This is a genomic window from Streptomyces sp. BL1 (assembly GCF_057628045.1).
In genome coordinates this window covers 2,255,659-2,267,176 of the sequence record NZ_JBXYWZ010000002.1, presented here as the reverse complement: position 1 = coordinate 2,267,176, position 11,518 = coordinate 2,255,659, and the positions used below count along the sequence as shown (strand labels likewise).

General features: G+C 68.8%; 8 protein-coding genes. All 8 read left to right on the top strand.

Annotated elements, in window-relative coordinates; genetic code table 11:
- The first annotated feature begins 91 nt into the window (after positions 1 to 91).
- Positions 92 to 1,519, top strand: coding sequence for an N-acetylglucosamine/diacetylchitobiose ABC transporter substrate-binding protein (ngcE, locus tag AC3AGO_RS10110; RefSeq protein ID WP_487819815.1), 1,428 nt, complete (start codon positions 92 to 94; stop codon positions 1,517 to 1,519).
- An 88-nt stretch (positions 1,520 to 1,607) separates the two neighbouring features.
- Positions 1,608 to 2,531, top strand: a complete 924-nt coding sequence (locus AC3AGO_RS10105; RefSeq protein ID WP_487819814.1) for a carbohydrate ABC transporter permease — start codon at positions 1,608 to 1,610, stop codon at positions 2,529 to 2,531.
- The gene (locus AC3AGO_RS10100) at positions 2,531 to 3,457 is read left to right on the top strand and encodes a carbohydrate ABC transporter permease (protein WP_487819813.1); all 927 of its coding nucleotides are present in this window, start codon (positions 2,531 to 2,533) and stop codon (positions 3,455 to 3,457) included. The genes AC3AGO_RS10105 and AC3AGO_RS10100 overlap by 1 nt, the downstream gene beginning before the upstream one ends.
- A 291-nt stretch (positions 3,458 to 3,748) precedes the next feature.
- Entirely contained in the window at positions 3,749 to 4,993 is a 1,245-nt protein-coding gene (locus AC3AGO_RS10095) for an ROK family transcriptional regulator (RefSeq protein ID WP_487824601.1), read from the top strand.
- A 217-nt stretch (positions 4,994 to 5,210) separates the two neighbouring features.
- On the top strand, positions 5,211 to 6,296 hold the full coding sequence (locus tag AC3AGO_RS10090) for a substrate-binding domain-containing protein (protein ID WP_487819812.1): 1,086 nt from the start codon (positions 5,211 to 5,213) through the stop codon (positions 6,294 to 6,296).
- Between the two features lie 685 nt (positions 6,297 to 6,981).
- Positions 6,982 to 7,779 carry an ATP-binding cassette domain-containing protein gene (locus AC3AGO_RS10085; RefSeq protein ID WP_487819811.1) on the top strand — a complete coding sequence of 266 codons (798 nt, stop codon included), beginning with the start codon at positions 6,982 to 6,984 and terminating at the stop codon, positions 7,777 to 7,779.
- A 137-nt stretch (positions 7,780 to 7,916) separates the two neighbouring features.
- On the top strand, positions 7,917 to 9,083 hold the full coding sequence (locus AC3AGO_RS10080; RefSeq protein ID WP_487824600.1) for a sugar ABC transporter permease: 1,167 nt from the start codon (positions 7,917 to 7,919) through the stop codon (positions 9,081 to 9,083).
- A gap of 307 nt (positions 9,084 to 9,390) precedes the next feature.
- Positions 9,391 to 11,298 carry a 1-deoxy-D-xylulose-5-phosphate synthase gene (gene dxs / locus AC3AGO_RS10075; protein WP_487824599.1) on the top strand — a complete coding sequence of 636 codons (1,908 nt, stop codon included), beginning with the start codon at positions 9,391 to 9,393 and terminating at the stop codon, positions 11,296 to 11,298.
- Positions 11,299 to 11,518 lie beyond the last annotated feature (220 nt).

Below are 11,518 nucleotides of genomic sequence, written 5' to 3'. Positions count from 1 at the left end.
CGACCCAGCTTCAACTGACCCGCGGTGTCGGGCCCTTCGCAAGTGGAGACCGGTACACCGCCTGAGTCCTGGAGAAGGCGAGGACTTGAGCATGGAATCCACCAACGTCAACCGCCGTGATCTCATCAAGCGTTCCGCGGCGGTAGGACTGATCACCGTGCCCGGCATCGGGATGCTCAGCTCCTGCGCGAGCGGTGATTCGAGCGACGACAAGAAGGTCGACAAGGGGAAGAAGAGCGGGAAGAACCCGCTCGGGGTCAACGACAGCGCGCCGCTGCAGGTCTACATCTTCGACGGCGGATTCGGCATCAAGTACGCGCAGGACGCCCAGAAGGTCTACGAGAAGAACTTCCCGAAGGCCAAGGTCGACCTCAAGTCGACGCAGAAGATCCAGTCCGTGCTGCAGCCCCGGTTCAACGGCGGCACCCCGCCGGACCTCATCGACAACTCCGGTGCCGAACAGATGGACATGGGAACCCTGGTCGGCAAGGACCAGCTCGCCGACTTCACGCCGCTGCTCGACGCGCCCTCGTACGACGACCCGAAGAAGAAGGTGCGCGACACCCTGCGCCCCGGCGTCGTGGAAATGGGCCAGTTCGACGGCAAGCCGGTGTGGGTCATGTACTACGCCTACACGGTCTACGGCGTGTGGTATTCGCAGACGGCGCTGGACAAGCTCGAGGTCGAATATCCCAAGACCTGGGACGAGATGATGAAGGTCTGCGCCGCCGCGAAGAAGAAGGGCGTCGCCGGCTGGACCTATCCCGGCAAGTTCCCCTACTACTGGCCCTTCAGCCTGTACCCCTTCATCGCCAAGATCGGCGGCAAGGAAGTCCTCGACTCCATCGACAACCTGGAGCCGAACGCCTGGAAGCACCCCGCCGTGAAGTCGGCGTTCGAGGCGTACTACGAGCTGGTGAGGAAGGACTACATCCTCAAGGGCAGCCCGGGCCTCACCCACATCGAGGCGCAGACCGCCTGGAACCAGGGCAAGGCGCTGTTCATACCGAACGGCTCCTGGGTGGAGAACGAGGCGAAGAAGACCACCCCGAAGGACTTCGAGATGCGGGTCGGCGCGCCGTCCGGTCTGGACAGCTCCGACAAGATGCCGTTCGGCACCCTGTGGGCCTCCGGCGGCGAGCCGTTCATCGTGCCGAAGCAGGCGAAGAACCCCGACGGCGGCATGGAGCAGATGCGCATCATGCTCGGCGAGGCGTCCTCGAAGAACTTCACGAAGTCGGTCTCGTCGCTCACCTCCTACAACGGCGGCACCGACGGTCTCGCTCTGCCCCCGGGCCTCAAGTCGGCCGTGGGCGCGCTGGAGAAGGCCGGCAGCAACATCGTCAACCCCCGCCTGCAGGACTGGTACGTGGCCCTGCAGAAGGAGAAGATCGGCGTCAGCGGCCTCGGCGAGATGATGGCGGGCCGGGCGACCCCGGCGGAGACCATCAAGAAGATCCAGAAGTTCGCGGACGACACCGCCAAGGACGACTCCGTGAAGCACTACAAGCACCAGTGATCACGTCGGGGGGCCCGGGATATCCGGTGCCCCCCATCGGGATTCCGTACGAGTGGCGGAAGTTGCGGGAAGATCGGGGTCAGCCGTAATGCAGCACGGCAAGTACCGTTTCATCGCGGGGTTCCTGGCCGTACCAATGGGCATCTATCTGCTCTTTGTCGTATGGCCCTTCATCCAGTCGATCTACTATTCGTTCACCGACTGGACCGGTCTGAGTCCCGAGTTCGCGATGGTGGGATTCGACAACTACACGAAGATGCTCGAGGACGACACCTTCTGGAAGGCGATGCAGCACAGCCTGACCTTCATGCTGCTGCTGCCGGTCATCACCCTCGGCATCGCCCTGTTCCTCGCCTACATGATCAACGTGGGCGGGCGGAAGCGGAAGAACTCGGCGATCGGCGGTGTGCGGGGCGCGGGGCTCTACAAGATCCTCTACTTCTTCCCGCAGGTGCTGTCCATCGCCATCGTCGCGCTGCTCTTCCAGTTCGCGTACAACCCGCGGAGCGGCGCGCTCAGTTCGGGGCTGGAGGCACTCGGTCTCGACTCGCTGAAGCGGAACTGGCTCGGCGATCCCGAGACCGCGCTGTGGTGCGTGATGGCCGTGCTGGTGTGGAGCACCGTCGGCTTCTTCGTGGTGCTCTTCTCGGCCGGCATGACGTCCATTCCCAAGGACTTCTACGAGGCGGCCGTGCTCGACGGCGCGAGCCGTGTGACCACGTTCTTCCGGATCACGCTGCCGCTGCTGTGGGACACCGTGCAGTCCGGCTGGATCTACATGGGCGTGATGGTGCTGGGCGCGGAGGGATTCGCCATCGTGCAGATCATGACGGTGGGGCCCGGCGGGCCCGACGAGTCCACGACGGTCCTGCCGTTGTACGTGTACCAGAAGGCGTTCCGGGACGGTCAGGCCGCTTACGCGACCACCGTGGGCGTCGCCCTTCTCCTTGTCACTCTGGCCTTCGCGGCCATCGTACTGAGGCTCGGACGCCGCGAGCGGCTGGAGTACTGATGAAGACCACCGACACCCCGCCCGCGGGAGACACCCCCGAAGACACGGGACTTGCCGCGCTGAAGAAGCCGCCGACGGAGAAGGACGACCTGCGCAGGAGCGAGGGCCGGACCCTCAATGTGTTCTCGCAGGGCATGCTGGTCCTGTGGGCGCTGATGGTGACCCTGCCGCTGCTGTGGGCGGTGATGACGTCCTTCAAGGACGACGAGTCCATCTTCACCTCGCCCTGGTCCCTGCCGGACACCCTGCACTTCGAGAACTGGTCGCGGGCCTGGTCCGACGCGCACATGAGCGAGTACTTCCTCAACACCGTTCTGGTGGTGGGCTGTTCGCTCTTCGGCACGCTCGTGCTCGGCTCGATGGTCGCCTACGTGCTGGCGCGCTTCGAGTTCCCCGGGAACCGGTTCATCTACTTCCTGTTCATCGGGGGGATGAGCTTTCCGGTCATGCTGGCACTGGTGCCGCTGTTCTACGTCCTCAACAACATGGGGATGCTCAACACCTTCCACGGCCTGGTGCTCGTCTATATCGCGTACTCGCTCCCCTTCACCGTCTTCTTCCTGACCGCCTTCTTCCGTACGCTGCCCAGTTCGGTGGCGGAGGCGGCGTTCATCGACGGGGCCTCGCACACCCGGACGTTCTTCCAGGTGATGCTGCCGATGGCGAAGCCGGGACTGATCAGCGTCGGCATCTTCAACTTCCTCGGCCAGTGGAACCAGTACATGCTGCCGACGGTGCTCAACACCGAGAGCAACAACAAGGTGCTGGCCCAGGGCCTCGTCGAACTCGCCGTCAGCCAGGGCTACAAGGGGGACTGGTCCGGGCTGTTCGCGGGACTGGTGATGGCCATGCTTCCGGTGCTGGCCGCGTACATCATCTTCCAGCGTCAGGTGGTGGCCGGCCTCACCGCGGGCGCGGTGAAGTAGCGCGGACGGCACCGGTGCCCGTACGGAACGCGCCGGAGTCCGTACGGAACGCGCCGCGCACACGGCGGCCCCCGCAGAGCGGGGGCCGCCCCGCGGTGTGCCCGCTCACCCTCCGTAGAATGCGTCACATCTGAGCGCCACCCCGCCCGTCCTTGCTCAAGGACTTGACGGGGGAGAACCGCTCGGGCTCTGCTTGGAGTTCATATGTTGGAAACGGGTCGTTCCGCGACGGTGCGGGACGACCGGCGTGCCGGTGGTCGTACCGGCCGTCGAGGCGGGAGTGGATCAGTGGTGGAGACTCCGGGCTCGCAGTCCTCGCTGCACCGGGCGAATCTCGAGCGGGTCGTGCGCGCGGTGCGGATGGCCGGTTCCCTCACCCAGGCGGAGATCGCCCGGAGCACGGGACTGTCGGCCGCGACCGTCTCCAACATCGTGCGGGAGTTGAAGGACGGCGGGACTGTCCAGGTCACCCCCACCTCGTCCGGCGGGCGCCGGGCGCGTGCCGTCTCGCTCAGCGGTGACGCCGGCGCCGTCGTGGGCGTCGACTTCGGGCACTCCCATCTGCGGGTCGCCGTCGGCAACCTGGCGCACCAGGTGCTCGCCGAAGAGGCCGAACCCATCGACGTGGACGCCTCGGCCGCCGAGGGCTTCGACCGGGCCGAACAGCTCGTGCAGCGGCTCATCTCCGCCACCGGGATCCGGCCGGAGAAGCTGATCGGCGTCGGCCTCGGCGTGCCGGGCCCGATCGACGTGGCCACGGGCGCGCTGGGCTCCACGGCCATCCTGCCGGGCTGGGCCGGCATCAACCCCCGCGAGGAGCTCGCCTCCCGGCTCGGCGTACCGGTGTACGTCGACAACGACGCCAACCTCGGCGCCCTCGGCGAGCAGGTGTGGGGCGCCGGGCACGGAGCGGCGGACCTCGCGTACATCAAGGTCGCCAGCGGTGTCGGCGCCGGTCTGGTGATGGACGGTCAGATCTACCGCGGCCCCGGCGGCACGGCCGGCGAGATCGGCCACATCACGCTGGACGAGTCCGGGCCGGTCTGCCGCTGCGGCAACCGCGGCTGCCTGGAGACCTTCACCGCGGCGCGCTACGTGCTGCCGCTGCTGCACTCCAGCCACGGGACGGACCTGACCATGGCGCGCGTGGTGCAGCTGGCCCGGGAGGGCGACCCGGGGTGCCGGCGCGTGGTGGCCGACATCGGCCGGCACATCGGCAGCGGAGTCGCCAACCTCTGCAATCTGCTCAACCCTTCGCGGGTCGTCCTCGGCGGGGACCTCGCGGAGGCCGGGGACCTGGTGCTCGACCCGGTACGGGACTCCGTCGCGCGGTACGCGATCCCCAGCGCAGCACGGCAGTTGACCGTGCTGCCGGGCACGCTCGGCGGACGCGCCGAGGTGCTGGGCGCGCTGGCGCTGGTGCTCAGTGAGATGGGCGACGCCTCGCTGCTGGACGCGGTGGCGTCGGCGGGCGAGGCCGGTCCGGCGCGGGGGGACGCACCGGACGACGAGCCGATGGCGGCCGCCTCGGTCTGAGACTCCCGCGGGTCTGAGACTCCCGCGGGTCTGGGGCCCGTGGGGCGGACGGTGCGCCGCGTGACAGTGCGTCATGTTGCCCTGCGTTCACGGTCATTACGCATGGCATCGTTGCCGTCTCGTTAAGGGTTTACTTCTTGACCCTTGCGTAGCCTGGGAGTTGACTCGGCCCACCTCGGCCGCAACGACGCGGCCCTCAATGGAGGTGGGGAATCCCATGAACGCAAACGTGCGTCGCGTCGTCATTTCAGCGGCTGCCGTGTCGATGGCTTTTTCGCTCGCGGCCTGTGGCAAGGCCGGCGGCGGGGATGACGGAGGGGACAACAAGACCATCGGTCTGCTGCTCCCGGAGAACAAGACCACGCGCTACGAGACGTTCGACCGTCCGTACATGGAGAAGAAGATCAAGTCTCTGTGCTCGGACTGCGAGGTCAAGTACAACAACGCGACCCAGGACACCGAGACCCAGAAGAAGCAGTTCGACGCGCTGATCACGCAGGGCGTCAAGGTGATCATCCTGGACGCGGTGGACGCGCAGGCCACGAAGTCATGGGTGGACAGGGCGTCGAAGAAGGGCGTGAAGGTCGTCGCCTACGACCGTCTCGCTGAGGGTGATATATCGGCGTATGTCTCCTACGACAACGAGAAGATCGGCCAGTTGCAGGGCAAGGGCCTGGTCGAGGCGCTCGGCAGCAAGGCCAAGGACAGCAATGTCGTGATGATCAACGGCTCGCCGACCGACCCGAACGCGCCGCTGTTCAAGAAGGGCGCGCACAGCGTGCTCGACAAGAAGGTCAAGAAGATCGTCTACGAGCAGGACATCCCGGACTGGTCGCCCGACGAGGCCAACAAGAAGATGGGCGCGGCCATCACGAAGCTCGGCAAGGACGGCTTCCAGGGCGTCTACTCCGCCAACGACGGCATGGCGGGCGGCGTGTCCACGGCCATGAAGAAGGGCGGCGTCAAGGACGTGCCGCTCGGCGGCCAGGACGCCGAACTGGCCGGCCTCCAGCGGCTGGTGAGCGGGGATCAGAGCTTCACCATCTACAAGGCGATCAAGCCGGAGGCGGAGACCACCGCGGAGATCGCGGTGAACCTGCTGCAGGGCAAGAAGACCGACTCGCTCACGCCGAAGACGGTCGACAGCAAGAGCAAGAAGGACGTCCCGGCGCAGCTCTACAGCGCGAAGATCGTGACCAAGGACAACATCAAGGACACGATCGTCAAGGACAAGGTCTACAAGACGAGTCAGATCTGCACGGCGGACTTTGCGAAGGCGTGCGCCTCAGCGGGTCTGCGCTAGCCGCGCAGGGCCCCACGGTGGGGCGGGCGGTCCGGGGCGCGGCCCCGGGTTCCCGCGCTCCGCGCGGCCGCCCGGGTTCCCGCGCCGCGCGCGGTGGGGTGCGAGGGGCGGAGCCCGGGGCCCCGCGCTGTGGGGCGCGAGTGGGGCTGAGCCCTCGATCTTCGCGCGCAGCGCGCGGGGTGCAGGGGCGCAGCCCCGCCGGGGTCCGGGGCAGAGCCCCGGGTCTCTCCCCCCCACCCCCAGGTGGGGGGCCGTGCCCGGGTCTCTCCCCTCCACCTTCCGGTGGGGTCCGGGGTGGTGCCCCGGGTCTCTCCCCCCCACCCCCAGGTGGGGGGCCGTGCCCGGGTCTCTCCCCTCCACCTTCCGGTGGGGTCCGGGGTGGTGCCCCGGGTCTCTCGCCCTTCACCTTCCGGTGGGTCCGGGGCCGGGCCCCGGTTCTCTCTCCCCCGCCTTCCGGTGGGGTCCGGGGCGGCAGCCCCGGGAGAAACGGGTAGGGGCGGGGCCGGGGCTCAACCCCTCATCGGGGCGCGGGCGTTGGGTGCGTGGGGACAGACCTCGCGGGTGCGGTCCGTGTGCCCACCCGTTCCGCCCCTTGGGCGGACCAGCTGCCCACACCTCGCGCGGACCGCGTGCCCACACCTCGGTGCGACCAGGTATCACTCTGAAACAGATCGGAGCAGGTCTAGTGCCAAACGAACCCGTGCTGGCGCTGCGCGGAATATCGAAGCGGTTCGGCGCCGTGCAGGCGCTGACCGACGTGGACCTCGAGGTGCGCGCCGGAGAGGTCGTCGCTCTCGTGGGCGACAACGGCGCGGGCAAGTCGACGCTCGTGAAGACCGTCGCGGGCGTTCATCCCATCGACGGCGGGACCGTCGAGTGGGAGGGCGGTCCCGTGACCATCCACCGGCCGCACGACGCCCAGGACTTGGGGATCGCCACCGTCTACCAGGACCTGGCGCTCTGCGACAACCTGGACGTCGTCGCCAACCTCTTCCTCGGCAGCGAAGTGCGCGGCAAGGGCGTGATCCTCGACGAGATCGCCATGGAGAAGCGGGCCAAGGAGCTGCTGGACACCCTGTCCATCCGGATCCCCAGCGTCCGTATCCCCGTCGCCGCGCTGTCCGGCGGGCAGCGGCAGGTCGTCGCCATCGCCCGCGCACTGATCGGCGACCCGAAGGTCGTCATCCTCGACGAGCCGACCGCGGCGCTCGGTGTCGAGCAGACCGCGCAGGTCCTCGACCTCGTCGAACGGCTCCGCGAACGCGGCCTCGCGGTGCTGCTGATCAGCCACAACATGGCCGACGTACAGGCGGTCGCGGACCGGGTCGCCGTACTGCGGCTGGGCCGGAACAACGGGATCTTCCCGGTGGCCGAGACCTCGCACGAGACGATCGTCGCCGCGATCACCGGTGCCTCGGACAACGCGGTGACCCGCCGCCGGGCCCGTACGACTGAGGGAGCCACGGAAGGGTGGTCGAAGTGAGCGGCACCGTCGGCAAGGCCGGTGAGACGGCGAACCCGTCGAACAGCAGCGGGGGCACCAACGGGAACGGGAACGGGAACGGCGCCGCCGCCGTCGACCCGCGGCTGCTGGTCAGGGAACAGGGATTCGCAGGCTACATGCGGGACTTCGGGCGCCGGGTGCGCGGCGGCGAGCTCGGTTCGCTGCCGGTCGTCCTCGGCCTGATCGTCATCGCGGTCGTCTTCCAGTCGATGAACTCCAGCTTCCTGTCCGCGGGAAGCCTCAGTGACATCGGCGTCTACATCGCCGGTACGGGCATCATGGCGACCGGCATCGTGTTCGTCCTGCTGCTCGGCGAGATCGACCTGTCCGTCGGGTCCGTGGCCGGCGTGGGCGCCGCCGTCTGGGCGGTGCTCAGCGTCACGCACGGCCTCAACGACCTGCTGTCGGTCATCCTCGCCGTCCTGTCCGGACTCGCCATCGGCGCACTGCAGGGCTTCTTCTTCGCCAAGGTCGGGGTGCCCGCCTTCGTGGTGACGCTGGCCGGCTTCCTCGGCTGGAGCGGTCTGCAGATCTGGCTGATGGGCGACGAGGGCAGCATCAACACCCCCGGCGGCAGCCTCGTCGAGAACCTGACCGGCTACTACTTCGAGGACGTCGCCGCCGCGTACGGACTGGCCGTCGTCGCCGTCCTCGCCTACGGCGGCGCGCTGCTCCTGGACGCCCGGCGGCGCGCCGCGGCACAGCTGCCGTCCCGCCCCATGGGCGAGATCCTGCTGCGCACCGGCGTCGTCGCGGTGATCGCCGTGGTGGTCGCCGTGGTGCTGAACCAGTACCGCGGACTGCCGCTGGCCCTGGTGCTGTTCCTGGCGGTGCTGGTCATCGCGGACTACGTGGTGCGCCGCACCACGTACGGCCGGCGGATCTTCGCCGTCGGCGGCAACGCGGAGGCCGCACGGCGGGCCGGCATCAACGTGGAGCGGATACGCATCTCGGTGTTCGCCATCGCGGGCATGCTGGCGGCGTTCGGCGGGCTGTTCATCGCCAGCCTCTCCGGCGGCGCGACCAAGAGCCTCGGCGCGGGCAACACGCTGATGAACGTGATCGCCGCCGCGGTGATCGGCGGCACCAGCCTGTTCGGCGGCCGCGGCAAGATCTGGTCGGCGCTGCTGGGCATCCTCGTGATCCAGTCCATCCAGCAGGGCCTGAACCTGCTCGGCATGGCGAGCGAGATCCAGTACATGATCACCGGTGCCGTCCTGCTGGCCGCCGTCGTGATCGACTCGGTGTCCCGCAGGACGCAGAAGACGGCGGGCCGTACGTAACGGTTCCGGTACGGGATGCGGTGCCGTACCCCTGCGGGATCCGGTCATCGGAGCCCGTACGGGGGAGAGGGCGTCCGGCGCGTGCCGGGCGCCCCATCGCGTTCCGGGGCCCTGAGGGACCGTCGGGAACGCGGATCCGGGCGTGACTCAGATCGCACTGCCGGATCACCGGTCGCGTGTGGGGAACATTAGACTCGTCGGAATCGGCACTGCCCGAACAGCACAGCTCGACAGCAAGGAGGCACCTGTGCAGAAGGGGCCGCGCGCAGCGCGTCCGTCCGGGGATGCGGAGCGGGGGAAGCAGCAGCTGCTCAGCCGCATCACGGGGCCGCGCGATCTCGACCGGCTGAGCCCGGAGGAGCTGGAGCAGCTGGCGGGAGAGATCCGGACCTTCCTCGTCGACTCGGTCTCCAAGACCGGCGGGCACCTGGGCCCCAATCTGGGCGTGGTCGAACTGACCCTCGCCCTGCACCGGGTCTTCCACTCCCCGCAGGACAAGGTGCTCTTCGACACCGGCCACCAGAGTTACGTGCACAAGCTGCTCACGGGGCGTCAGGACTTCTCCGGCCTCCGCGCGAGGGGCGGCCTCTCGGGCTACCCGTCGCGGGCCGAGTCCGAGCACGACGTGATCGAGAACAGCCACGCCTCCACCGTCCTCGGCTGGGCGGACGGCCTCGCCAAGGCCAACGAGGTGCGGAAGAAGGACGATCACGTGGTCGCCGTCATCGGCGACGGCGCGCTCACCGGCGGCATGGCCTGGGAGGCGCTGAACAACATCGCCGCCGCCAAGGACCGTCCGCTGGTCATCGTCGTCAACGACAACGAGCGTTCGTACTCCCCGACCATCGGCGGACTCGCGGACCATCTCGCCACCCTGCGCACCACCAACGGCTACGAGCGGTTCCTCGCCCGCGGCAAGGACGTGCTCAACCGCACGCCCGTGGTGGGCAGGCCGCTGTACGACACGCTGCACGGCGCCAAGAAGGGCCTGAAGGACTTCATCTCCCCGCAGGGGATGTTCGAGGACCTCGGCCTGAAGTACGTCGGCCCCATCGACGGCCACGACCTGACCGCCGTCGAGTCGGCGCTCGCGCGTGCCAAGCGGTTCGGCGGTCCCGTACTGGTGCACTGCCTGACCGAGAAGGGCCGCGGCTACCAGCCGGCCCGCCAGGACGAGGCCGACCAGATGCACGCCGTCGGCGTCATCCACCCGGACACCGGTCTGCCGGTGAAGTCCTCGGGCGCCGACTGGACCTCCGTGTTCGGCGAGGAGATGGTCAAGCTCGGCCGGGAGCGCGAGGACATCGTCGCCATCACGGCCGCGATGATGCGCCCCGTCGGACTGCACGCCTTCGCCAAGGAGTTCCCGCACCGGGTGTACGACGTGGGCATCGCCGAACAGCACGGCGCGGTCTCCGCCGCCGGGCTGGCCACCGGCGGAGTGCACCCCGTCTTCGCGGTGTACGCGACGTTCCTGAACCGCGCGTTCGACCAGCTGCTGATGGACGTCGCGCTGCACAAGTGCGGTGTCACCTTCGTACTGGACCGCGCGGGCGTCACCGGCTCCGACGGCGCGTCGCACAACGGCATGTGGGACATGTCCGTGCTGCAGTGCGTGCCCGGGCTGCGGCTCGCGGCGCCGCGCGACGCGGACCAGGTGCGGGCCCAGCTGCGCGAGGCCGTCGAGGTGGACGACGCGCCGACCGTGGTGCGCTACTCCAAGGGCGCCGTCGGCCCCGCCGTCCCCGCCGTGGGACGCGTCGGCGGCATGGACGTGCTGCGCAGCGGCGGCACGACGGATCCGGACGTGCTGCTGGTGTCCGTCGGCGCGCTGGCGCCGATGTGCCTGGAGATCGCCGATCTGCTCGACAAGCAGGGCATCTCGACGACGGTCGTCGACCCGCGCTGGGTCAAACCCGTCGACGAGGCGCTGGCGCCGCTGGCGGACCAGCACCGCGTCGTCGTGACCGTCGAGGACAACAGCCGCTCGGGCGGCGTCGGTTCGGCCGTCGCGCAGGCGCTGCGCGACGCGGGCGTCGACGTCCCGCTGCGCGACTTCGGCATCCCGGAGCGCTTCCTGGACCACGGTTCGCGCGCCGAGGTGATGGCCGAGATCGGTCTTACGGCGCCGGACATCGCGCGTCAGGTGACCGGTCTGGTCTCCAGGATCGACGGGCGGTACGACGAGGCCGCGCCGGAGGCGGCCCGCGACTGACGGTCCGTCCGGCCGTCCGCCGTACGGCTGTGTGCCGCGCTTCTGACGGTCCGTCCGGGCGTTACTGAGGGTCCCCTAACACAGCCCTTCGCCGGCCCGAGCACCCACCTGGTGCTCGGGCCGGCGGCGTTGTGTGCCACCGTTCTCGGTCGCGTCGCGTGAGTCGGGCCCCCCGCCGTGGGGTAGCCTCCGGGACGCCTACGGATCAATTCCGGCCAGT

What these genes read in the sequence shown, in the direction of transcription:
- AC3AGO_RS10090 (WP_487819812.1), top strand. Translation starts at nt 5,211, where the DNA reads ATGAACGCAAACGTGCGTCGCGTCGTCATTTCAGCGGCTGCCGTGTCG.
- ngcE (WP_487819815.1), top strand. Translation starts at nt 92, where the DNA reads ATGGAATCCACCAACGTCAACCGCCGTGATCTCATCAAGCGTTCCGCG.
- AC3AGO_RS10100 (WP_487819813.1), top strand. Translation starts at nt 2,531, where the DNA reads ATGAAGACCACCGACACCCCGCCCGCGGGAGACACCCCCGAAGACACG.
- AC3AGO_RS10080 (WP_487824600.1), top strand. Translation starts at nt 7,917, where the DNA reads ATGCGGGACTTCGGGCGCCGGGTGCGCGGCGGCGAGCTCGGTTCGCTG.
- AC3AGO_RS10105 (WP_487819814.1), top strand. Translation starts at nt 1,608, where the DNA reads ATGCAGCACGGCAAGTACCGTTTCATCGCGGGGTTCCTGGCCGTACCA.